This window comes from Pseudoalteromonas agarivorans, from assembly GCF_024518735.1.
In the GTDB taxonomy this organism is placed as follows: Bacteria; Pseudomonadota; Gammaproteobacteria; order Enterobacterales; family Alteromonadaceae; genus Pseudoalteromonas; species Pseudoalteromonas atlantica.
Genome location: NZ_JANIGJ010000003.1, coordinates 408,146 through 430,617, shown reverse-complemented (window position 1 = coordinate 430,617; position 22,472 = coordinate 408,146). Strand labels below are relative to the sequence as shown.

Genomic DNA, 22,472 nt, shown 5'->3' with positions numbered 1-22,472 from the left:
GAGCCTCCAAAAAGCAAATTCCCATAGCATAAACAACACCAACTCTGACACACCGAGCAGGTAGCGGCTCAGTCCAACAAGCGATTATGCAACACAAACAGCGTGTCGCATAAATACTAAAATGTTATACGTAAAGGGAAGTTATGACTCATTATTCACCAGAGTATAGAAAAGAAGAATTCAATTGCCCTTATTGCGGTGTATATGCCCGTCTGTCTTGGGCTGATTGCTACTATTCTTTATGGCAACAGCACTTTGACACTGACTTAAGTATCAGCAGGTGTGCTCATTGTAACGAGGTTGCATATTGGAATGAGCAGCGCATGCTTATTCCTAGCACAGGATCTGTGGAGTTACCTGCATCAGACATGCCGGATAGCTGCAAAAAAATATTTATAGAAGCTAGAGATGTCGTTGGTGTATCACCTAAGGGTGCAGCAGCTTTGCTTAGGCTTTGCCTTCAACAGTTGATGATTGAGTTTGGGCAAGCAGGTAAAAACATTAATGCAGATATTGCTGAACTAGTTAAACAAGGTCTACCACCGTTAATTCAGCAATCTCTAGATATTTGTCGCGTTGTAGGTAACAACGCGGTTCATCCGGGCGAAATAGATTTAGACGATAGTCCGGAAATAGCTCATTCACTTTTTAAACTAATTAACTTGATTGTACATGACAGAATTACGCGCCCGAATGAAGTTAAAGCACTTTACGAAGCACTACCGTCTGGTGCTTTAGAGGCAATTGAAAAGCGTGACTCATAAACGTATAACAAGCGCGTCAATTAGGACGCTCGCAAGCTCGCGCCTATTACGCGGGCGTTAGGCGCTGTAGGAAATAAAAATGTCTGAAGAATTTTCTGAAATTGGTTTTGATGCTGTCGAAGATTGGTTAGTTGAGGACTTTTACAGTTTTTTTCATCAACTAAATATCTTATATAATCGTCTAGCTGTTTTAGATGATATTAATGAAAAACAGCGTATCGTTAAGTTGAAGCCAGCCTTAAATGGTTCACTATCTAGAGTTAAAGATGAACATAGGCTAACTGTTAAATCCATTGAAATACATTCCCCGGGTGACTTCAACCTACTTGGTATTGATAAAATACTAGTTCAATTAAGGGGATTAATTAGAGATTTATTTTATGCCAACAAACTTGATAAAGAGGCTAAGCGAGAAGAAAACCGGCATAAAGCAGAAATGAACAAACTCAAGGAACAAGCTGGGCAGCAAAAAATATTAGCTAACCAAATTTCTATGCTGCGTAATTTGGGATATGAAGATGAAGAAATTGATGTGGCGGTCAAAGCCCTTCTAGACCCATTAACACAAATGTCAGAACTTTCAAATAAGAAGAAAATTAGTTTAAAAACGCCTAACAAACCGCTGTAGTCGGTCGCAAGCTCCCTGGGACAATAACACGTGGGCTCAGTCGCTTCGCTCCAAATTTTAGCCCACGTGTTATTGCCCCTAAGCGGGGTGTTAGTTGCTTTGAGACTAATCATTAGTAAGGTGTCATAGTGAGAATTTTAGTAACAGGCTCTGCCGGTAGAGTCGGGCGTGCAATCTATATTAAATTAATGCGCACCCATGACGTGGTCGGCATTGATAAAACGCCTTGCTCAACAGCCGATTACATTGGTGATATTCTTGATAGTGATCTGATTGAGCGGGCTCTTAAAAATGTTGATGTCGTTATTCATACAGCCGCATTACACGCCCCTCATGTGGGTTTAGTACCTGATTCAGAGTTTCAGTCTATCAATGTAGACGCGACCGAGAAACTCGCTCTGGCTGGATTAAAAGCAGGTATTAAGCACTTTATTTTTACCAGCACTACTGCATTGTACGGCTATGCTTCAACACCTAAAGGTATTGCAGGTTGGATAAATGAAGACGTCACACCTCAACCCAAGTCGATTTATCATAAAAGTAAAATTGCGGCTGAAGCTAAGCTAGAAGAAATTTCAAAGTTGTTTCAGCTTCCAGTTACTGTGCTGCAAATGTCGAGATGTTTTCCTGAACCTGCGGATTTAATGGCAGTATTTCGCCTTACTCGTGGCATAGATGCTCGTGATGTAGCAAACGCTCATTTATGTTCTGTGGAAAAACGCTTAAGTGGTTTTAATCGTTTTATAATCTCAGGCGCTACACCTTTTCAACTTTCTGATTGTGAAGCGCTATATACTGATGCTGCATCTGTCATCGAGCGGCAATGTCCTGACATCGCGCTAGCATTTAAACAAAGAGATTGGCAACTACCTCAAAGCTTAGATCGCGTATATGATTCATCATCAGCATGTGACAAATTAGGGTGGTTACCTATACATGGTTTTAAAAGCGTTTTGGAAATGTTAGATACTGAAATACCTGAAGTATTGCCAATTTTGAAACGCAGCTAACAAAGCAATTAAGAGTGATTCGGCATGGGCAGCGTTTTTACTATGCATTGCTTTTAACATCAGGCAAAGCGTGTTCGCCCTCAGTACACTCTTTTTTAAAAGTTTATTGCTTTGTGCCTAAACTCGTTTGCAAGTTTAGTTTTTCGATAGCTGCCTGTATTAGCCCTTGTCCATCTTTTGTTCACTAAATGCTGGTGTTCATTTTTATTGAACGATATTAATTAGTGAACAGGTAAACTTAAATCCCTTACTGTAATTAGTGGAATAAGTACAAGCCTGATAAGTAACCTTTAGAGAGTTTATAACAGCTCTATTAAAATAAGCCCCTGTATTAAACGCAACGTTTAACACAGGGCTTTATAGTTTTGCTAACCTACTAAACACCAAACGCATTAAAACGAATACTGCAGCCTTAATGAGATTGCATTGCCCGATGTGATAGTACCGCCTGCATCAAAGTAGTCGGCTTTAATGTAGTCGGCCATAAACTTTATGTTTTTGTTTACGGTGTAGTTAACGCCGAGGGCGTAGGTTTTTGCGTCTTGGTTTTCTTGCTTGAGCTTAAGTAGGCTGTAGCGGCCTGTAATTTCCCAGCCTGGCTCTGAGCTTGCGCCTAGTTTTGCGTTTTTATACTTACGGTATCCGCCCGATAGCTGATAACCAAATTGCAAATAGCCGCCTTCGTAATCGTTAGTTGTATTTTCAATACTGGTTACTTGTGCTTGTTGCCACTCGGCCATCATGGTAAATCTATCTTTAAGCCATAGTAGCTCTACGCCTTGTTGCGAAAGGCTATCTGCATTAATTTTATCGCCTTCTATTAATGAGTCGGCGGTATAAACCTCAAGAGGTTCATTTACTCTAAATTCGTTACCGTCGTACTGCCTTTCACTAAAGGCGATGCCTAGGTGTAAAAGGTTGGTATCTTGCTGCCACGGCACCCAAGCTACCCGCCCTGTAATAGCTGATGTTGCTTCGTCTTCGTCGGGCTGATAATAACCAAGTTGCCAATTTACTGAGGCTATGTCCCCGGAAAGGCTAATACCTAAGCTGCGTCCTGGTGAAAACGCTTCGCTTATCATGCTACGCTCAAGCATTAGTAATTTACGCGAGCTAGTTAGTTTTTCTAGGCCAAAACCTTCTTTTTGTTGGCCTATGGTTAAATCGGCATATTTCCAGCCAGAGTATTCTAGGTAGGCGTCTTTTATTTCGGTTTCGCCATCGGCAAAGCCAAGCTGAAATTTACTTTTCCAGTCTTTGCTTATGTCTGATTTAAAACTTAGGCGTGCGCGGCGTATTTCAGAGGTACTTTCTGAGCTGCTGCTGTCGTATTGCCCCTCTAACAAAGAGGTATCAAACTTGTTGTAGTCGAGCATGATATAGCCGCTTAGGTCTATATCGTCGTTAATTTTGGCAAAGCTTGTGTTACTAACAAAGCAAAGCGCTGAAAGTGCCGCATAAGTAATCGTTTGTTTAGAGGTCATGTTGGGCTGCCTTTGTTTGTTTTTCGGCTAAGTAACTTACTTTTAGTTGCGCTACGTCTCTTAAAAAGTCGATGTGTTCTATATCTACGGCAACGACGTTTAGGCCTGTGCGCTGTTTTAAATCATCGATTAGTGTGGCTTGGTTTTGCGGGCTTATGTTTTCTATGCGCTCGTAGCAAACGCTTTGTACTTCGTAGCGTTTTACAAATACGCTTGAGTCAATCAAAAAGGCAATTAAGCAAATAATACCGTTAAGAATGCTTAGCTCAATTAAGCTCATTTGCCCTACAGAGGTCAGTAAAGCAATGGCAGTAACAAGAAATAAGTAGGTCATTTCTTTAATCGAAATAGACTCAGTGCGATACCTTAGCATGGTAAATACGGCAAATAGGCCAAATGCAAATTCCATCGACATATCAACGCCGTGCAGCAAAAAGGTAATAATAAAAACGCCTACGCCAAATAAAATAAACGAGCCTGCTACCACTGCATTTTTACTTACGCGAAAGTAACAGCCATAGCAAAGTACAGCCAGCGATAGGATGTTTACTAAAAAGCGGGAAAGAAAAATAAGATCTAATTTGGTCATTTTAATTATTCTCTAAAGGTAAAAGGGGGTTAGTGCGGTTAAGGTGTTTTAAACGGGCTAAAACAGGTTTAAAGCGGTTTACTTTTAAGCGCTCGGGGTAGAGCAAAGCACAGCCAATGCAGTATTTACTAAACGAGGCTGGGAATATGTGGTGTTTGCTCATAAGTTTATAAAATGGCGAGCGTTTTGTTTTTTTACTTTGTTTAAGCTCGGCAATAAAAAAGCCCGGTAAGGTTATTTTGTTATCGCCTTTTGGGGTGTTGTACCACAGGTTAAAATCAAGCGTTAAACGCTCGGCTTTTTCTTCGTTAGCTAGGGCTATGCGGTTATAGCCGCTTTGCTGGGTTACGTTTAAATGTGCAAAGCTGTTTTTCATTTGCTCTTTAATAAACGCCGTGCTGTTAGCTTGCTCGTTGTTAGTTTGCGCGAGCTTTATACGTGTTTTTACTGTGCGGCTCTGGTTGTTTTTTAGTTTTACTTCTAGGTATTCGGTGGCTGTATCAACGTAGCGCCTTTGGCGTACTTTGTAGCGATTAAGCTTACCGTTATGGTGGGCTTTATATAAATCAAGTTCGGGTGTATCAAAGTACTGATTATAATAAGAGAATAAACGCTTGCCTTGTATATCAAGTACACGGTACTGGCCTTGTATATGAGTAAGTAGCTCAGGTAAAAAAGACAGTGGCAGCATAAACTTGCTGTCTACACGGTTCATTAAATTAGCGTTATTAAGATCGTTTAATCCGTAACCTTCAAACGGAATAAGTAACTCGTTAATTAAGCTTGTTAATGAGCCATGCGCGTTTGACTCTTGAGGCTGAGCCTGCTTATTTTTAGTGTTTATTGCAGTAATTGCTACTGGTGAGATTGAAGTATCCTTTTCAAAAAGTTCATCCTTAAAACGTGCTTGAATTGTCATAATTTTCTCAGATTATTAAATTGCAAAGTAATAGAGTGCAGTGCCAGTGTGCTGACACCGCATGAAGGATGGGTTGTTTATCTAGAGCAAAATCCGCTGCCATCACCCGCTGAGGGCAATGTGCCATCAAGCTGCGCGGCCATATTTGCTACGCGGTACTCCATAAACGAGGTTAAGCCGTAAAACTGCCCCGTGGTAGAGGTTAGGTTTTGCTCAAAGTAGGTTGAGCCATAAAAGCTAGTTGGGTCGTTTTGTACGTGCTCACGAATTAAATCGGCTATTTCATTTACGCGTGCGTTAAATGTGTCGCTTGAAAGTGAGCCATTAATAAGCTGCGTTAAGTAACTGTGGTACGTATCGAGGTGGCTTTGCTCGGCAAATACATTAGCAATTAATGGACGCTCGCTTAATGCCCCGCTTACTGGCTCATCAATGTAGAGCTCTCTTACATCTACGCTATTACAATCCATGTTAAATGTGCCAAATGACTCGTTAAAATCCCACGGTAAAATGCTAAATACGCCATCGTCATCGTAAATATAATAGTTATGTGCAAGCGGGCCGTGGTAGCTATCTAAATTAGATAGTGAAGTACTAACCGACATATAACGCAGCAGCGTGTCTATATCTATGGCGCTGGTTTCGCCTTTATCAAGCGATTCTACAAAGTTAATAAAGGCGCCGTTATCGGTGGTGTCTTCGTTGGTTTGTAGGTTTATATCGGTGTAACTTTGTATGTCGTCACCTAGCCATAATAAATCGCTGCCTGTGCCATCTGGCTTGTATAAATCGCCATTACTGTTGGTAAAGTGTTTTTCAACAAATTCGCCATCTACGGCTTCTACCATTAAATACAAACCAAATAGTTCGCCGTTTACATAAAAGTTAACGTAAGCATGCTCAGGCGTTGGCACGCCCATTTCATCCATAAGCTCGTAGGCGATTACTTCACGCATGTACGACGGGTCGTTAAACGAGTTTTGTAGTGTGAATTTTTTTAGCCCAAAAAACTTTTGCCCCGACACATATTCGTTAATATCGACCTTAAAGCTGTAACGGTCGCTGCTAGAGTTGGCAACGCTGCTTAAACTTGAGCCGCCTTTAGTGCGAATAGCCACGCTATCGAGTGTTACCCCATTAAAGGTAATAGCGGTTTCGTGGTACTGCTCATCAAGTGGGTTATCTAGAATGTCTTGCCAGTTTTCATCGCTAATTGTAATAGAAAGCGTATTAACGGCCGAAGGTGTAAAGGCGGTTGCAACTGTATTTTCACTACTTGGGGTAGGTGTTAAAAACGCATGAGTAAAGCCCGTACTGCTACTTAGGCCGTAACTAAAGCCTGTGGCTACATCACTTTCGTCCCAGTCAATGTAGTCAATTACTTCATCGTTGAGTATTAAGTTTAGCTCGTCTTCTTTGCCTAGTTTAAAAGGGACGTAGTAAGTGCCTGGGTCTTCATCGGTGGCATAAATAGTAATGTATTCACCTGCGTATAAATCTATGTCGGGCAGGGTTACGGGGTCTATGTCGTCGCTTTCATCAATAACGTGGTAGTTGGCTAAGTTAATTGTATTTTCGCTGTTGTTGTATAGCTCAAACCAATCACTGCCATTATCTGCGGCGCTTGCCACTATTTCGTTAATAACAAGTGGCCCGTGGGTTGCTTGGCTGTTTGAGCTAAGCTCTGTTGGAGTGAGTACTGTAGTTGCATCGCTGCCATCTGGGTAGCGGCCATAGCTGTAACCACTTAGCGCTTGGCCTTTATTCCACGATAACTGCTCTATAATTACATTGTTACTGTAAAGGCTGACGGTATCGCTTGCGCCTAATTTAAACGCTACGCTTGGCAGGTCGCCTAAATCATCGGTGCTTGCGTAAATGCGGTAAAACTCACCAGGCGATAACGTAATATCAGGTAGAGCAAATTGCTCGTTATTGTCATCACTTAGTGTGTAGTCGGCTAAATAAACATCGCTACTGCTTGTTACATAAAGCTCTATCCAGTCCTCGTCGCCGCTGCTGTCTTTTGCTACTACTTCGTTTATACGAAGTGGTGCATCTTCAGCAATTAGCGTTGTAACAAGTGTAGAGGTATCGGCTGTTTGGTTAGCTGCGCCCTCTGTGGGCGTTAGTGTTTGCGCGGTGCCGGTGCCATCTGTGTATAAGCCGTAACTAAAACCTTCAGCGGCTTCGCCTTCTTCCCAATCAAGTACAGACACCGCAGTGCCGTCCTCGTATAATGTAACCGCATCGTCGCTCCCTAGTTTAAAGGTAACGTAATAGCCGCTATCGGGCGGGGTGTCGGTTTCATCAATGGCTTGAATAACAATAAACTCACCTTGGGAAAGCGCTACTGCAGGTAAAGCTTGAGGCTCTCTGTCGGCGTTATCATCAACAAGTGAAAATACCGATAAGTCGGCTATATCTTCAGTGGCGTATAGCTCAATCCAGTCGTAGGTGGTATCGCTTGGGCTTGCGACAATTTCATTAATAACTAAGCCCGTTGAGGTGGTTGTTGATGATGAATCAGTTTGCTCTGTGCTGCTATCGGTTGTTTGCTCAGTACCGCCACAGCCATATAAAAATGTAGTAGAGGCGATAACTGAATAAAATATAAAAGGTTTTATATTCATGTATGCACGCTTATTATTTTATTAAAGTGGGCAAACTATAAAAATAGAAGGTGCAAACAATGTGTAAACATTCAGTAATATTCAGTATAGTGAGCTTAATTACTCACTTTAAAAGTTACTTTAACCTTATGTTTAAACAATTAATTTTATTGTGCGCGTTAAGCATGCCGCTTGTAAGTACTGCCGCTACTGCGCCATTTTCGGGCGACATTACAACTGATGTACTATTAAGCGATTACGATAAGTTTAATAAGCAGTACAACGCATTTACGCCAACCGAGCAAGATATAGCCTTAATGCAAAAGCTAGAAGGCAAGGCATTAGTTGTATTATTTGGCACTTGGTGTCACGACAGCCAACGCGAAGTCCCAAAGCTTATTAAGTTACTTGATGCGTCTAAGGTAAAACTTGCAAGCGTTAAATATGTGGCCGTGGGTTACAACAAGCAAGACGACGCCGGAATAGCACAGGCGCACGACTTGCAATACACGCCAACGTTTATAGTAAAAGATAATGGTAAAGAGTTAGTACGCGTAATTGAAAAACCAACGGGCACACTGGCACAAGATTTAACGCAGGGTTTGTAAATATAAAATATCTTTTTGATAGTAATACCTTAGGCAATTTGTTAAAACTGTATGAATGTAGAAAAATGGACTAGCATCGCCAGAGATGTGTGCGATTTTCGTACTGTTAAAATGTTAGATTATATTTAAAGGGGTAGTCCAGTGTCTATTGGAATAAAATTAGACAACTGTAGGGATGTTACAATAATTGATGGTGGATTCTCTAACCTTAAAACTGGTATTGATATTTCTAATAGCGATGATGTACAAATTACTGGCGCAAAATTTTTAAATGTTAATACGGGGGTAAAGGCAAGGCAGGTCAGAGGATTAAAAGCCTCCAACTGTACAGATGATGTTAGTCAAGCAAATACATCGTTCCGTCTTTCAGCTATTGCACAAATAGTTAGATGGTATATAGGGTACTTGAATAGCAAAGGATAGGATATGTCAATGTTCGATATAGAAGATTCAAAAGATGTTGATTTAAAGAACAATAAGACCTCAAAAAAAACCTTAGCTAAAGTCAAAAATGTTGAAGGTTTTAAAGCCAAAGGTAATGAGGCTGGAGTTAATTCCAAAGAATCGAAAATTGAAGAAAAAATAGTAGAATTGAAACCAAATTTTATGGGAATCGGTATTAATCTGAGGGCTTTATGGGAAAAAATAAGACTCAAAAAAACATAAAAAATCAGCCAGCGCTTAACAGTTTGCACCAGCTTTTGCATTATGATTTATGAGTAATCTAAGGTTTTTACTCAGATACGCTTAAAGAAATGATCTCCTTGCTCAAAAAGAGTAACAATATTCATTGGACACATTGGTTTCAAATTGCCCTCGATTTATATGAGTCAAGCAGAGCACTGAGCTCATATGCTAAGAAGCATTTGTAGTCAAAGCAGAACAAACAATAATGCTTCGACCTTCAGCTTCTTATATATACACGACTTACAGCTCAATTCTAATTTTACTCACATAATCACTATTCACTAAACAGGCTTTTTTCGAATGCTTGCGCAGCATGCGAAGACGGTCTGTCTTTATAATGCAGTTGGTATAGCGGCCGAGAGAGTTGCTTGTTATTTTTTTGGCTCAGGCGTGTTAATTTACCTAACTGCACTAAATCTTCTGTGACTACGTTTGGCAATAAAGCGACCCCCATACCTTGAGCAACGGCCCTAGCTATGGCTTCGTTGCTGCCTAATTGCATACTTTGCTCAGCCTGTACGCCATGTTGTGCTAATAACTTTACCGACATTTCTAACGTGCCAGAGCCTGGCTCACGTAATAACCAAAACTGCTTATTTAACCATGCTGTTAAGTCTTTAGTGGGCTTAAAGTTGCTCGGTATAACCACACTCATTAAATCATTTTGCCAGTGCTTACTAATAATGTGCGGCTCGGTAGGTGTGCCTTCAACCAGCGCTAAATCAATGGTGCACTCGAGTAGTGCGTGTTCAATGTGTGCGGTATTTGCCACTTGTACTTCTACTTTTATATGCGGGTACTGCGCACAAAATTTGGCTAAATAAGGCGGTAGCCAATAACTGGCAATGGTGGTGCTGGTGCCTATAACTAATGTACCGCGCTTAAGCCCTGTTCGCGATTTAATATCTTCAATGGCGGCTTTTTCGATAGCAAAAATACTGCGGGCGTGATCATACAAGGCTTGGCCGCCCTCGCTTAGGGTGAGCTTTTTACCCTTAGATGCACGTTCAATAAGTTGAATGTTTAACTGATGCTCTAGCTCTTTTAGCGCTTTAGAAACAGCGGGCTGGCTTATAAAAAGCGCTTCGGCTGCGCCTGAAAAGCTACCCAATTTAGCCACTGTATAAAACACCCTAAGTGCATGTAAGTTCATTGAACAACCTCAAATTGTATAACTTTAAGTTATCAAATCATGATTTTAATATATTGGAGTTATATTTTGGGCTTTTTTACAATTAAGTCAACACATCAACTTGGTTTAAGTGAGGGAATATTATGCTTAGCGCTATTAAAAATAGTTTTCAGCCTATAGGTATTAATACTAAGCAATACGGCGATACGCGCTGGTGGTTAGGTATGCTGCTGGTGGTTGTGTTAGCGGGGGCATCTGTTGCATTAAGTAAGTTACCTATAATGCAAAGTGCGCAATTTAGCTCCTTAACAATTGGTATTGTGCTTGGCATTATTGTGGGCAACAGCGTGTTTGCGCGCATTGCTACGCGTACCGATGTAGGCGTTGATTACGCTAAAAGTATATTACTCAAAGCGGGCGTTATTTTATTTGGGTTTAGGATTACTTTTGCGCAAGTAGCGGGTGTAGGTTGGCATGGCCTATTAACCGATGTGGTGATGTTGCTAGGTACGTTTATATTAGCAGTACAGCTAGGTAAGCGCGTTTTTAAGCTTGATGAACAAACAACCATACTAATAGGTGCGGGTAGCTCTATTTGTGGCGCCGCAGCGGTAATGGCAACTGAGCCAGTTATAAAAGCACAAGCGCATAAAGTATCTGTAGCGGTGGCAACGGTTGTGGTGTTTGGCACGTTAAGTATGTTTGCCTACCCAATTATGTTTGAATATATGGGTGTGAGTGAGCATGCGTACGGTATTTTTGTTGGTTCAACCATTCATGAAGTTGCACAAGTGGTAGCAGCAGGGACTGCGGTAAGTGCCAATGCGGCCGACACCGCCGTGATTGAAAAAATGCTACGCGTAATGATGCTTGCGCCATTTTTAGTAGGCTTATCGTTTTGGCAAAGTAAAAAGCATGCAAACATAAACGCACATGGCGGCGAGCAAAAATCAGGAATTACAATCCCTTGGTTTGCAGTGTTATTTATAGTGGCAAGTGGCGTGCATTCGTTATCGGTTATTCCGCAAGGTACTACAAGCGCTATTATATGGTTTGATAATATACTACTTACCATTGCCATGGTCGCACTTGGGCTGCGTACACATGTTGGCGCTATTCGCCAAGCGGGTATAAAACCACTGTTATTAGCAGGTTGTTTATTTTTGTTTTTAACCTTAGCTGGCTTTGCCATTAATATAGGTATTGCGCAGCTGTTTTAAATATAACCTGGTGGAGGTAGATTGGCTTAAATAGGCCAATCTACTTCGTTTAAGTGATCGAGCTGCTGTGTTTTATTACTGTGCCCGTGCCATTTATTGGTATAAATACCATTTGGATCAAACTGCGCCGTTTGCTTTTGTATATTAAAGTGGCGGCCGCCACGCGGATCAACCCCCACACCGGCTATGTACTGCCAGTTGCCCCAGTTTGCTGCTACATCGTAATCAATAAGTTGTTGCTCAAAATAGGCTGCGCCGTATCGCCAATCAAGGCCAAGCTCGTTTACTAAACAGCTTGCTGTAATTTGCCTTGCTCGGTTTGAAATGTAACCCGTAGTGTTTAGTTCTTTCATAATGGCATTTACAAGCGGATAAGGCGTTGTGCCGTTACACCAAGCAGCAAAGCGTGTAGGTGTAAAAGTAGTCAGCGGTTTAGTTTGTTTTTGCCCTTTAAAGCTAAACAGGCTGTTACCTGCTTTAAGTGCATGCCATTTAAAATACTCTCGCCATAGTAGTTCAAATTTAATCCAATAAGTAGACTCGTTTGCCGTATTGCATTGCTCGTAATTTTCTACGGCTTTGTAAACTTGTTTTGCACTTATACAGCCAAAGGCAAGCCAAGTACTAAATTTGGTGGTGTTGTTAAAGCCATCAAGTTCGTTGCGAGTCGTTTTATAAGTACTTGGCATTGCGCCTGCAAAGTATTGCTTTAAATGAGCTTGCGCACTGTTAAGCCCGCCATACATTACGCCTTTATTTGTTATACGTTCTATAGGTTTTTTTGCACATAAAATTATTGGCTTAGGGAGCAAACCGTTTGGCAAAGTTGTTGGTGTAATAGGGCTATTAGCGGCCTCTACCTTTTTACGAAACGGGGTAAAGTGTTTAGGTAATTCGCTTAAATCAAAGGGGAGGTCACTTTGCTTAAAGAGCGTGTCTTGCTGCGACCCTGTAAATTGTGTATTGGGGCAATGTGCTTTGAGTAAGCTTATTTTGCGTTGCTCGTACACGCCAACTTGTTCGCTGTATACAACTTCATCAATATTTTGCTCATTAATACGCGCTTTTAAAAGCGATACGGGTTCGCCCTCAAGCACATGCAGGGTTTGCCCGCGCTCAATAAGTGCTTGTTGTAGTTCGTACAAGCTTTGCATTAAAAATTGCTGTTTGTGTATGCCGTAAGGTTTTTGTTGGTAGTTATTATTTTTAAACCAGTGCGGGTTAATAACAAATACAATATCAAGCGCGCATTGCTGCAACATAAGGTCACTAAAAATTGGGTTGTCGGTTAGGCGTAAATCGTTTTGTAGCCAATATAAAATGCGTTTGCTCATACTTATGCTCTGGTTTTTGTAATCATTAAGTTTACGAAGCAAAAGCGGATAGGGATTAGTTTTGAGGTGTTTAATGCGGTTTGAAAAGGGCGATAAACTTACCGCCCTTTAGTGTTTAAAAGTCGTGTTTAAAAGTATTGTTTTAACTTACTGGTTTTTGTTTTGCTATCCAATCGTTTATAACGTCTTCAAGCACTGCCATAGGCAATGAGCCTTGGCCAATAACAGTGTCGTGAAAGCTGCGTATATCAAATTGAGCGCCGAGTTCTTTTTCGGCTTTTGTGCGCAGTTCGCGTATTTTTATTTCGCCCATTTTGTAAGAGAGCGCTTGGCCTGGCCATGAAATGTAACGATCTATCTGATCTTCCACCGCACTTTGTGGTAAAGCGGTGTGACTGGCTAAGAAATCAATTGCTTTTTGGCGGCTCCAACCAAAGGCATGAATACCGGTATCAACCACTAAGCGCACTGCACGCCACATTTCGTAGCCTAAACGACCAAAGTCGCTGTATGGGTTTTGATAAAAGCCGGCTTCTTTACCTAAGCGTTCTGTGTATAGTGCCCAACCTTCGCCAAATGCAGAGTGGCTAAGTGTGCGTCTAAATTCGGGGACATTTAGCTCCATAGCAATGGCGTTTTGTAAATGGTGCCCGGGTATGGCTTCGTGCAGACTAAGTGCTTCTAAATTATATAAAGGCTGCAGTTTAGGTGTTGAGGCTAAAAAGTAAGTACCTGGTGAGCGGTTATCTGGCGGTGGCATATAAAACGCCCCACGACTTGCTGAGCCCTTAATAGTAAAGGTGTTACGCGGTAAGTGGCCAAAGTAAGTGGGCAATTTACCATACATTTTTTGCGTTATAAACGCGGTTTTTTCTAGCAAGTCTTGCGCGTCTTTTGCATAAAATTGCTCATCGGTTGCTAAAAATTCTAAAAACTCACTATAGGTGCCATCAAAGCCTACTTCATCAATAATATTTTGCATTTGCGCTTTAATACGCGCGACTTCTTTAAGGCCTAGTTGGTGTATTTGTTTGGGTGTGGCGTTTGTTGTGGTGTAGTAATTAACTGTGTACTTGTAGTAGTCAAGCCCGCCTTTAACGCTTGCTATGCCCGGCTGCGCTCTACAATGTGGCATATAGTCATTTTCAAAAAAGTCGTAAAAATGCTGATACGCAGGAATTACTTTATCTTTAATTACGGCTTGGGCTTTTTGTTTTAAGTTTGCTTTTTGCGATGCACTAAAGGTATTAGGTATACGTGTAAAGGGTTCGTAAAGGGCGCTGTTTTCGGGGTTTTTGACTATGTGCGCGCTAATGCTTTGGCTGTAATTTTCAAAGGTTTTACAGTAATGGGTAAATCCTGTTTTTATTCCTTCTTTCATTAAATCAATATTTTGCTGATTAAAGCGCGGGTAGTCGGCAAGGCTGATTAAAAATGCGTTGTAATCATCAGCTGTTAAAAAAGCCATATTAGCGGGTGCTTCTGCAAAGTAGGTATGCCAGCCACTTAAAAAGTTTACCGGGAAATACTTATCTTGATAAAGGTAGCTTTGCTGCTCGGTTTCTCGCTCATATTTAAATAAGCGGTAGTTCATTAGCTGCTCGTTGTTGAGCGTTTTAGGGTCAATGTTGGCTAAGCTTTTTAATACGCTGTTGTTATAGGCTTGGCGCTTAGCAATGGCTTGCTCGCTCCAATTTGGTAATGTGCCGTTTGGTTTCCAGCCGTCTGGATCGGTTCGAAAAAATATTTTTTCAGCTTTAGCATTTTGCCAGTGGTTATCAATAATGGTTTTTAAGTCGCTGTTACTGTCGGCAAGGCTTGGTAGCGAGGTGGCTGCTAAGCAAATAGCTAAAATACGTTTTTTAAACATAGTGATCCGTTATTGGCGAGTTAGTCGCGCTTTTTTATTTTAATTTGTGCTCAATATAGTACCAAGTTAACTTAATCAATGCGCTTACTTTTATAACATGTACCTCTAGGCTTTACCTTTTGATTGAACAAATTTCACTGCGTAACTGAGTGGCGCACTAGTTTATTGTTTTATCAGCGTTTAGAATGATAAAAACTTACTATAAAAAATGACCGTCATGTTTAATAAAGTAATAACGCTGATTGATGAAGCTAATAACCAAGACCCGAATACTGAGCAGCACAATGGAGAAAGTTTTCCAAAAGAGTATTTATACTCACAGCGTATGAGCGATATGCTTAGCCGTTTTAACCCAGGTGCTGACGAGCTTATGCAAATTGCAGTGCGTGGGCAGCATATACAACGTTGGCAATCGCCGCGTAGCGACTTTGCAATGAACAAGCAAGGCTATCATCAGTGGCGCAGTGCGCTTTATATATTTCATGCAAGTAGTGTTGTTGCGCTTATGCAGCAAGCTGGGTACAGCGATGCTGAGCAAAACAGAGTGTACGATGCAGTTGCTAAAAAAAATATTAAACGTAACCCTGATAGCCAATTAGTAGAAGACGTAGCAAGCCTGGTATTTATTGAGCATTACATGCTCGGGTTTGCTAATAGTAAGCCTGATTACGATGAGCAAAAATGGATAGGTATTATTCGCCGTACATGGCAAAAAATGTCAGATGACGCGCATGAGTTTGTACTTGCAGGTAATATTACATTGCCAGCGCCGCTTGTTGGGCTTATTCATAAAGCGCTTGAGTAAATAATAAAAATTTAAAATAAAAAGGAATTTTAAATGTATTGTCCTCGTAGCAATACGCCACTTGAACCTTTACTTGTTGGCGGCATTACTGTTTTTACGTCAGCGCAAGGCGGCGTATTTTTTGATAACAGCCAAATTTTTAAGTTTAGCTCGCCAGAGTTAAAGCATGGTCAGGTATTACTTAAGTATTTGAGTAATTACATTGAAGGTGAGGGCGATGTATCATCGCGAGTAAATTGCCCAAAGTGCGCAAGCATAGTGATGATGCGCCGGTATTTTTCACCGCTCAAAGTGGTTGAGATAGACGAGTGCCCAGGTTGCGCTGGCATATGGCTTGATAGTGGGGAGCTTGCAAAAATACACGAAAACCACCTAACACCGAAAGAGCGAAAGCTGTTAGCGCACGAAATGGCCACCAATCATGGGTTTATATCTATTAAGCCGCCAAAATCTAAGTATTACCCCAAAGCGCCTAAAAATAGCCAAGACACCACCGTTGAACGGCTGGTGCAATTGGCATTACTTAATCTTTAATACCAAGCCTCAAAATAAATCACTTAATTAAGCTAATTGGTATAAAGCATAAAAAACGGCGTACTAAAAAGTAAGCCGTTTTTTTGTAGTAAATTAACTCTAACGAATTTATTTATTACGGTTTTCTTTGGCAAAGGCACGTATTTTACGTTTTTGCGAAAGCGTTACTTTGTTAGTACGCCCTGCAAATGGGTTATCACCTTCTCTAAATTCAATTTTGATCGGGGTGCCCATAATTTTAAGTGCTTTACGGTAGTAGTTCATCAGGTAGCGTTTGTAGCTATCTGGTAAATCGTGAACTTGGTTACCGTGAATTACAATGCGTGGCGGGTTATAACCACCGGCATGCGCATATTTAAGCTTAACACGACGACCACGAACAAGTGGTGGCTGATGATCTGCCTGTGCCATGTCCATAATACGGCGTAGCATTGCGGTGCTAATACGTTTAGTTGCTGACTCGTACGCTTCATCAACCGATTCAAATAAATGGCCAACACCTGTACCGTGAAGTGCAGATATAAAGTGTAAGCGTGCAAAATCAATAAAACCTAAACGGCGATCAAGCTCTGTTTTAATACGGTCTTTAACGTAATCATCAAGCCCATCCCATTTGTTCACGGCAATAACCAATGAACGACCTGAGTTAAGCGCAAAACCTAATAAGCTTAAGTCTTGATCAGAAATACCATCGCGAGCATCAACAACCAGTAATACAACGTTTGCATCTTCAATAGCTTGAAGCGTTTTAATTACTGAGAACTTTTCAACTACGTCGCTTACTTTTTTACGCTTACGAACACCTGCGGTATCTATTAAAATATATTCTTTGTCGTTTCGAGTCATCGGAATATAAATAGAGTCGCGGGTGGTGCCTGGCATATCGTATACAATTACACGTTCTTCACCGAGTATACGGTTTGTAAGTGTAGACTTACCTACGTTAGGACGACCAATAATAGCCAGTTTTACTGGTTTATCGGCAAACGCTTGGTGGTCTGTATCGTCGCCTTCAGCTTCTTGATAAAGGTCGATTAACTCTTCATCGTCATCAGCAACGTCTTCATCTAGTGCTGCAAGCTCTGCAATTACAGGCTGTAAAGTGTGCTCTAAAAGCTGAGTAATACCACGCCCATGTGCTGCTGCAATATGGTGAATATTACCTAATGATAATTGATAAAATTCAGCACAGTTTGAGTCGGCGTCAATGCCATCTGTTTTGTTGGCAACCACAAAGCTTTTTTTCTCTTGCTTGCGCAAGTGATTAGCAATTGCTTGGTCAGCAACGGTCATGCCTACGCGGGCATCAACCAAAAACAACACAATATCGGCTTCTTCAATGGCAAGTAACGACTGGTCGGCCATTTCGGTTTCGATGCCTTCTTCAGAGCCATCAATACCACCCGTGTCTACCACGATAAATTCATAGCCATCGTAATTAGCTTGGCCATATTTTCTATCTCGTGTTAAACCTGGAAAATCGGCTACGAGTGCATCACGAGTACGTGTTAAACGGTTAAATAATGTGGATTTGCCCACATTGGGTCGCCCAACTAGAGCGATCACGGGAAGCATAAACTACCTCTTTAAAAAACAACAAAAGGCTTCGCAGTGCGAAGCCTTACAAAAAACCTTTAAGTGTTAGCTAGTTAGTTAGGGGTGTTTACCACACTAACTTCACCATCACGGGTGTATAAAATTAGCTTGTCGTCGGCTACAACCGGCTCAACAAAAAAGCCTGAGCTGTCAAATTCTTCACGAGATACTAACTCGCCAGTGTCTTTGTTTAGCCAATGTAGGTTACCTTCTTGGTCACCTAAAGCTAAGTGGCTACCTGCAACTGCAGGGCCTGTTAGGTACCAACCACGTAGAGCGGGTTGGCTCCAACGTTCAATACCTGAATTTTTATCTAATGCGTAAATTACGCCTTCGCTATCTACTAGGTAAATAGTTTGTGCATCCATCGCTATTTCGCGGTAGCTGCTGTATTCACGTTTCCATACAACATTGCCTGAGCGAATATCTACCGCTGCTAGGTTACCGTTGTATGCAATAGCATAAGCGTAAGGGCCGCTAATAATTGGTTGTGTGTCTACATCAACCAAACGCTCAAATTCTGATGCGCCTTTAGCAACGGCAATTTCTGCACTCCATGCTGAATAACCGCTCTCAGAAATGAGTACACTTAATTTACCTGTTTCTAAGCCTACTAACACACCACCGTTTGCAACTGTTGGTGAGCTTTGGCCACGCAATGTAAGCGGTGGTACTTCTTGTTCGAAGTTCCAGCGTTCTTCGCCTGTATCTGGGTGCAGTGCTAATAGTTTACCCGAGCCTAAATTAACAAAAATTAGGCCATCGCCCGCAGCTGGTTTTGATAACGCTTCGCCTGGCACATTTTTACGCCATACTTCTTCACCCGTTTCGCGGTCAAGGGCAATAATAAATCCGTGCTCAGAGCCGACGTAAATTTTACCATAAGCTTGTAATATACCGCCTGATAATTTAGCTGTGCCGTTATCTGACCATGGCCAAAACGATAAGTCTTCACGTACGTCGGTTTCCCATAACGTGTCGCCATTGGTAAGCGAAAGCGCTTCAATTTGGCCTTCGCGGCTAGCTACATAAATAGTGTCTTTGTATACAGCAGGCGATAAGCGAGAAAAATAATGTTCTACACCACTGCCAACCGACTCTTGCCACACTACGTCTGTTTCAAATTGATTAACAATTTCAGGAAGTACTAACTCGTCTTCGTCATCACTTGATGAACAACCCATTAGCGTTGCCATGCACAGTGCTAGAGTTGCTGTTGTTATTTTTTTCATACCTAAAACCTTATGCCGCTGGGCTAGTTACTGCTAGGTCGTCTAATTTAATTTGTAATAAAGGGTTTGTTGTTAAACCGCCTGCATCGGCAGCTGCTTGATACGCAGTGCGAGCTTGGTCTTTATTACCTTGTGCAATGTAAATATCGCCTTTTAGCTCAGCTACATTGGCGTTATATGCCTCAGGTAGGGGTGAGTTTAATGTATTTAGGGCTTCGTCAAATTTACTTTGCGCAAGTTGAATACGTGCTAAACGCGTAATGGCAATGGCTTTAAGCTCTTCGCTTTGGGCGTTTGTAACAATCCAGCTAAGTTTTTCGCTAGCAAGGTCTAATTTTTTTGCATCAACAGCGTCTTTTGCCGCAACAAAAGCGGCTAAAGTTGCATAGCTTGTGTCTTGGTTGTTTTTAATGAATGTATCGGCTGCGCCAAGTACATCGTCACTTTGTACAAGTGTTGTATATTCGTCAGACGCTTGCTCAGCAGTTGTAATTTGGTTTTGGTTGTATGCTTTCCAACCGTATAAGCCGCCTAAACCTACAATTACACCTAGCGCAAGTGAAATACCGTTTTCGCGAAAAAAGCGCTTAATGGCTTCTGCTTGTTGTTCTTCTGTTGAATAAATGTCCATTATTACCTCTTAAGTTAGCTTAGCTATTGATAAGCTCAGCTAATAGCGCTTTAGCTTGTTCTAATTCTAGTGTGACTTGCTCTTTACGCTCACGTAAATATTTTATGGTCACAACGCCTTTTTCTAATTCATCTTCGCCAATAATAACAGCCACTAGTGCATCGCTTTTATCAGCTCGTTTTAGTTGTTTTTTAAAGTTACCGCCGCCGGCATGCACCATAACGCGTAAACCGGGTACGTCGCTACGCAGTTGCGCTGCAATGGCTGGGGCTTGTACGCTGGCTTTGTCGCCCATTGCCGCTAAATATACATCAGCATTGCGGCGAATGTCACCTACACACTCAAGTGCTTGTAGTAACAGTACTAAGCGCTCTAGACCCATAGCAAAACCAACTGCGGGCGTTGCTTTGCCGCCAAGTTGCTCAACTAAGCCATCGTAGCGTCCGCCAGCACACACTGTACCTTGTGCGCCTAGGCTATCTGTTACCCATTCAAATACTGTGCGGTTGTAGTAGTCTAAACCACGTACTAACTTTTCATTAACCGTGTATATGACGCCAGCTGCGTCTAAACGTTCACATAAATTTGCAAAATGTTCTTTTGATTCAGCATCTAAATGCTCAGACAATTTAGGCGCATCCACTAAGATTGCTTGCACGTCTGGGTTTTTGCTATCAAGTACACGTAATGGGTTTGAGTACATACGGCGCTTTGAATCTTCATCAAGCACGTCGGTATGCTGTTCAAGGTAGGCGACGAGTGCATCGCGGTAATCAGCACGTGCTTCGCTTGAGCCTAACGAGTTAAGCTCTAAACGTACGTGTTCGTTAATGCCAAATGCTTTCCATAATTGCGCGGTAAGTAAAATAACTTCTGCGTCTATGTCGGCTGTGGCAATACCAAATGTTTCTAAACCAAATTGGTGAAACTGACGGTAGCGGCCTTTTTGAGGGCGCTCATGACGAAACATCGGGCCCATGTACCACAGGCGCTGTTCTTGGTTATAAAGCAAGCCATTTTGGTTACCTGCACGTACACACACTGCGGTGCCTTCTGGGCGAAGGGTTAGCATGTCGCCGTTACGATCGGCAAAGGTATACATTTCTTTTTCTACTATATCGGTTACTTCACCAATAGAGCGTTTAAATAAGTCGGTTGATTCTACAATAGGAAAACGAATTTCTTGATAACCGAACGATGCTACTGTCTCGCGTAAAATGTTTTCTACTTTCTGCCAAACTTGCGTGTCGCCCGGCAGACAATCGTTCATACCGCGAACTGCCTGAATTTGTTTTGCCACTGATAAATCCTAATTACTGTTTATGTGTAATAAAAAAATGCTTACACAACAAGAATGCTAAAAATTGACCCGTCATTATATACCCAAATGACCCCATGATGCGAGCGTCGTTTGAATTAAAAGCGATTTAGGCAAGGCATTGATTGAAAGTAATAGTGGTTCTATTATTAAAATCAATAACGCAGTATAAATCGCTTTTAAACCAACCCGTTGGGCGGTTCACAGACACTTACTCTCATCGTTGTTACTTTTTAAAAGGGATTGCCATTCTTGCAAAGTAACGCCTTGATATTAAGAGCCTGTGAAACGCTGAATTCTGTATCTTGGGGTCGTTTGGGTATCCTCTAGCTATAAAGGTAAACGCCAAACACCGTGGTTTGGCGCTTTATACGGTATTTATTCGACTATTTTAATGTCGATAGGTGTTTGCTGCTCTTTTTGAGCAATAAAGTCGCGCACGTAGCCTTCAAGCTGGTCAACAATGTTGTTGTTATCAATACGCGCTTTTTGACGCTCGCCATTAATGTATAAACCTGAGCGGCGGTTTGCACCGGCAAGGCCAATATCACTAACTAGGGCTTCGCCTGGGCCGTTAACGACACAACCAATTACCGAAACAGACATTGGCTCAACAACATCTTCTAGGCGCTCTTCAAGCTGGTTCATGGTGCTCACTACATCAAACTCTTGACGTGAGCAGCTAGGGCAGGCAATAAAGTTAATACCGCGTGAGCGTATACGCAGCGATTTTAAAATATCAAAACCTACTTTGATTTCTTGAACTGGGTCGGCAGCAAGTGATACACGTAGCGTATCGCCAATACCTTCGGCAAGTAACATGCCTAAGCCTACAGCCGATTTAACCGAACCTGAGCGCATGCCGCCGGCTTCGGTGATCCCTAAATGCAGGGGTTGATCTATTTCTTTAGCAAGTAAGCGATAAGCGCCTACAGCTAAAAATACGTCTGATGCTTTTACCGATATTTTAAATTGGTCAAAATCAAGGCGGCGTAATATATCTACATGGCGCATTGCTGATTCAAGTAATGCTTCGGGAGTTGGCTCGCCGTATTTTTCTTGTAGGTCGCGCTCTAATGAGCCGCCATTTACACCAATACGAATAGGGATATTATGCTCGCGTGCTGAGTCTACAACGGCTCTAATACGCTCTTCACTGCCTATATTTCCTGGGTTTATACGTAGGCAATCTACGCCATATTTTGCCACTTTTAACGCTATGCGGTAATCAAAGTGAATATCGGCTACAAGCGGTATACTAACTTGCTCTTTTATACTTTTAAACGCTTCTGCTGCATCCATAGTTGGTACAGATACACGCACTATATCGGCGCCGGCATCTTGTATTGCTTGAATTTGCGCTACCGTGGCATCTATATCCATGGTGTCGGTATTGGTCATCGACTGCACGGCAATAGGGGCACCGTCACCAATAGGCACGTTGCCTACATTGATGCGGGTTGATTTTCTGCGTTTAATTGGAGATTCTGAAAACATAG

General features: G+C 41.8%; 21 protein-coding genes. 9 read left to right on the top strand and 12 right to left on the bottom strand.

Features of this window, described 5'->3' with window-relative positions; all coding sequences use genetic code 11:
- The first annotated feature begins 323 nt into the window (after positions 1–323).
- The 3 genes from NQT65_RS08575 (at position 324) to NQT65_RS08565 (ending at position 2,402) form a co-directional block, all read left to right on the top strand.
- Positions 324–764: a DUF4145 domain-containing protein gene (locus NQT65_RS08575; RefSeq protein WP_256850950.1), complete on the top strand. Its 441-nt coding sequence runs from the start codon at positions 324–326 to the stop codon at positions 762–764.
- A gap of 79 nt (positions 765–843) precedes the next feature.
- Positions 844–1,392 carry a hypothetical protein gene (locus NQT65_RS08570; RefSeq protein ID WP_256850949.1) on the top strand — a complete coding sequence of 183 codons (549 nt, stop codon included), beginning with the start codon at positions 844–846 and terminating at the stop codon, positions 1,390–1,392.
- A gap of 128 nt (positions 1,393–1,520) precedes the next feature.
- The gene (locus NQT65_RS08565) at positions 1,521–2,402 is read left to right on the top strand and encodes an NAD-dependent epimerase/dehydratase family protein (protein ID WP_256850948.1); all 882 of its coding nucleotides are present in this window, start codon (positions 1,521–1,523) and stop codon (positions 2,400–2,402) included.
- A 392-nt stretch (positions 2,403–2,794) separates the two neighbouring features.
- On the opposite strand, the gene NQT65_RS08560 is transcribed toward NQT65_RS08565, so the two are convergent.
- From NQT65_RS08560 to NQT65_RS08545, 4 genes are all read right to left on the bottom strand, one after another.
- Positions 2,795–3,886 carry an OprO/OprP family phosphate-selective porin gene (locus NQT65_RS08560; RefSeq protein ID WP_256850947.1) on the bottom strand — a complete coding sequence of 364 codons (1,092 nt, stop codon included), beginning with the start codon at positions 3,884–3,886 and terminating at the stop codon, positions 2,795–2,797.
- Complete coding sequence (locus tag NQT65_RS08555) at positions 3,876–4,475, bottom strand: DUF4956 domain-containing protein (protein ID WP_256850946.1); 600 nt, start codon at positions 4,473–4,475, stop codon at positions 3,876–3,878. The genes NQT65_RS08560 and NQT65_RS08555 overlap by 11 nt, the downstream gene beginning before the upstream one ends.
- Position 4,476: 1 nt before the next feature.
- A complete protein-coding gene (locus tag NQT65_RS08550; RefSeq protein WP_256850945.1) occupies positions 4,477–5,394 on the bottom strand; it encodes a polyphosphate polymerase domain-containing protein in 918 nt (305 codons plus the stop codon).
- Positions 5,395–5,471: 77 nt separating this feature from the next.
- Entirely contained in the window at positions 5,472–8,027 is a 2,556-nt protein-coding gene (locus NQT65_RS08545; RefSeq protein ID WP_256850944.1) for a CotH kinase family protein, read from the bottom strand.
- A gap of 128 nt (positions 8,028–8,155) precedes the next feature.
- On the opposite strand from NQT65_RS08545, the gene NQT65_RS08540 reads away from it, so the two are divergent.
- The 3 genes from NQT65_RS08540 to NQT65_RS08530 all read left to right on the top strand — a co-directional run bounded on the left by NQT65_RS08540 (position 8,156) and on the right by NQT65_RS08530 (position 9,280).
- Positions 8,156–8,614, top strand: coding sequence for a TlpA family protein disulfide reductase (locus tag NQT65_RS08540; RefSeq protein ID WP_338128531.1), 459 nt, complete (start codon positions 8,156–8,158; stop codon positions 8,612–8,614).
- A 141-nt stretch (positions 8,615–8,755) separates the two neighbouring features.
- Positions 8,756–9,037 (top strand): hypothetical protein, encoded by a 282-nt coding sequence (locus NQT65_RS08535; protein ID WP_248443359.1) that lies wholly within the window; start codon positions 8,756–8,758, stop codon positions 9,035–9,037.
- A gap of 9 nt (positions 9,038–9,046) precedes the next feature.
- A complete protein-coding gene (locus NQT65_RS08530; protein ID WP_256850942.1) occupies positions 9,047–9,280 on the top strand; it encodes a hypothetical protein in 234 nt (77 codons plus the stop codon).
- Between the two features lie 295 nt (positions 9,281–9,575).
- On the opposite strand, the gene NQT65_RS08525 is transcribed toward NQT65_RS08530, so the two are convergent.
- The gene (locus NQT65_RS08525) at positions 9,576–10,454 is read right to left on the bottom strand and encodes a LysR family transcriptional regulator (protein ID WP_256850941.1); all 879 of its coding nucleotides are present in this window, start codon (positions 10,452–10,454) and stop codon (positions 9,576–9,578) included.
- 122 nt (positions 10,455–10,576) lie between these two features.
- On the opposite strand from NQT65_RS08525, the gene NQT65_RS08520 reads away from it, so the two are divergent.
- Complete coding sequence (locus NQT65_RS08520) at positions 10,577–11,653, top strand: YeiH family protein (protein ID WP_256850940.1); 1,077 nt, start codon at positions 10,577–10,579, stop codon at positions 11,651–11,653.
- 26 nt (positions 11,654–11,679) lie between these two features.
- On the opposite strand, the gene NQT65_RS08515 is transcribed toward NQT65_RS08520, so the two are convergent.
- Positions 11,680–12,987: a DASH family cryptochrome gene (locus NQT65_RS08515; RefSeq protein WP_256850939.1), complete on the bottom strand. Its 1,308-nt coding sequence runs from the start codon at positions 12,985–12,987 to the stop codon at positions 11,680–11,682.
- A gap of 142 nt (positions 12,988–13,129) precedes the next feature.
- Entirely contained in the window at positions 13,130–14,857 is a 1,728-nt protein-coding gene (locus tag NQT65_RS08510) for a DUF885 domain-containing protein (protein ID WP_256850938.1), read from the bottom strand.
- A gap of 217 nt (positions 14,858–15,074) precedes the next feature.
- Here NQT65_RS08510 and NQT65_RS08505 point away from each other — a divergent pair, with 217 nt between their 5' ends.
- Positions 15,075–15,662, top strand: a complete 588-nt coding sequence (locus NQT65_RS08505) for a DUF4202 domain-containing protein (RefSeq protein ID WP_126009485.1) — start codon at positions 15,075–15,077, stop codon at positions 15,660–15,662.
- A gap of 33 nt (positions 15,663–15,695) precedes the next feature.
- Positions 15,696–16,196, top strand: coding sequence for a TFIIB-type zinc ribbon-containing protein (locus NQT65_RS08500; RefSeq protein WP_256850937.1), 501 nt, complete (start codon positions 15,696–15,698; stop codon positions 16,194–16,196).
- A 108-nt stretch (positions 16,197–16,304) separates the two neighbouring features.
- On the opposite strand, the gene der is transcribed toward NQT65_RS08500, so the two are convergent.
- The 5 genes from der to ispG all read right to left on the bottom strand — a co-directional run bounded on the left by der (position 16,305) and on the right by ispG (position 22,470).
- Positions 16,305–17,771 carry a ribosome biogenesis GTPase Der gene (gene der / locus NQT65_RS08495; RefSeq protein ID WP_004586988.1) on the bottom strand — a complete coding sequence of 489 codons (1,467 nt, stop codon included), beginning with the start codon at positions 17,769–17,771 and terminating at the stop codon, positions 16,305–16,307.
- Positions 17,772–17,845: 74 nt separating this feature from the next.
- Positions 17,846–19,024 (bottom strand): outer membrane protein assembly factor BamB, encoded by a 1,179-nt coding sequence (gene bamB / locus NQT65_RS08490; RefSeq protein WP_004586989.1) that lies wholly within the window; start codon positions 19,022–19,024, stop codon positions 17,846–17,848.
- 10 nt (positions 19,025–19,034) lie between these two features.
- Entirely contained in the window at positions 19,035–19,655 is a 621-nt protein-coding gene (locus NQT65_RS08485) for a YfgM family protein (RefSeq protein ID WP_256850936.1), read from the bottom strand.
- Positions 19,656–19,674: 19 nt separating this feature from the next.
- Positions 19,675–20,955: a histidine--tRNA ligase gene (gene hisS / locus NQT65_RS08480; RefSeq protein ID WP_256850935.1), complete on the bottom strand. Its 1,281-nt coding sequence runs from the start codon at positions 20,953–20,955 to the stop codon at positions 19,675–19,677.
- Positions 20,956–21,351: 396 nt separating this feature from the next.
- Positions 21,352–22,470 carry a flavodoxin-dependent (E)-4-hydroxy-3-methylbut-2-enyl-diphosphate synthase gene (gene ispG, locus NQT65_RS08475; protein WP_004586992.1) on the bottom strand — a complete coding sequence of 373 codons (1,119 nt, stop codon included), beginning with the start codon at positions 22,468–22,470 and terminating at the stop codon, positions 21,352–21,354.
- Positions 22,471–22,472 lie beyond the last annotated feature (2 nt).

Coding starts and splice junctions, on each gene's coding strand:
- NQT65_RS08575 (WP_256850950.1), top strand. CDS start 324: ATGCTTATTCCTAGCACAGGATCTGTGGAGTTACCTGCATCAGACATG.
- NQT65_RS08570 (WP_256850949.1), top strand. CDS start 844: ATGTCTGAAGAATTTTCTGAAATTGGTTTTGATGCTGTCGAAGATTGG.
- NQT65_RS08560 (WP_256850947.1), bottom strand. CDS start 3,886: ATGACCTCTAAACAAACGATTACTTATGCGGCACTTTCAGCGCTTTGC.
- NQT65_RS08555 (WP_256850946.1), bottom strand. CDS start 4,475: ATGACCAAATTAGATCTTATTTTTCTTTCCCGCTTTTTAGTAAACATC.
- NQT65_RS08550 (WP_256850945.1), bottom strand. CDS start 5,394: ATGACAATTCAAGCACGTTTTAAGGATGAACTTTTTGAAAAGGATACT.
- NQT65_RS08545 (WP_256850944.1), bottom strand. CDS start 8,027: ATGAATATAAAACCTTTTATATTTTATTCAGTTATCGCCTCTACTACA.
- NQT65_RS08540 (WP_338128531.1), top strand. CDS start 8,156: ATGTTTAAACAATTAATTTTATTGTGCGCGTTAAGCATGCCGCTTGTA.
- NQT65_RS08530 (WP_256850942.1), top strand. CDS start 9,047: ATGTTCGATATAGAAGATTCAAAAGATGTTGATTTAAAGAACAATAAG.
- NQT65_RS08525 (WP_256850941.1), bottom strand. CDS start 10,454: ATGAACTTACATGCACTTAGGGTGTTTTATACAGTGGCTAAATTGGGT.
- NQT65_RS08520 (WP_256850940.1), top strand. CDS start 10,577: ATGCTTAGCGCTATTAAAAATAGTTTTCAGCCTATAGGTATTAATACT.
- NQT65_RS08515 (WP_256850939.1), bottom strand. CDS start 12,987: ATGAGCAAACGCATTTTATATTGGCTACAAAACGATTTACGCCTAACC.
- NQT65_RS08510 (WP_256850938.1), bottom strand. CDS start 14,857: ATGTTTAAAAAACGTATTTTAGCTATTTGCTTAGCAGCCACCTCGCTA.
- NQT65_RS08505 (WP_126009485.1), top strand. CDS start 15,075: ATGTTTAATAAAGTAATAACGCTGATTGATGAAGCTAATAACCAAGAC.
- NQT65_RS08500 (WP_256850937.1), top strand. CDS start 15,696: ATGTATTGTCCTCGTAGCAATACGCCACTTGAACCTTTACTTGTTGGC.
- der (WP_004586988.1), bottom strand. CDS start 17,771: ATGCTTCCCGTGATCGCTCTAGTTGGGCGACCCAATGTGGGCAAATCC.
- bamB (WP_004586989.1), bottom strand. CDS start 19,024: ATGAAAAAAATAACAACAGCAACTCTAGCACTGTGCATGGCAACGCTA.
- NQT65_RS08485 (WP_256850936.1), bottom strand. CDS start 19,655: ATGGACATTTATTCAACAGAAGAACAACAAGCAGAAGCCATTAAGCGC.
- ispG (WP_004586992.1), bottom strand. CDS start 22,470: ATGTTTTCAGAATCTCCAATTAAACGCAGAAAATCAACCCGCATCAAT.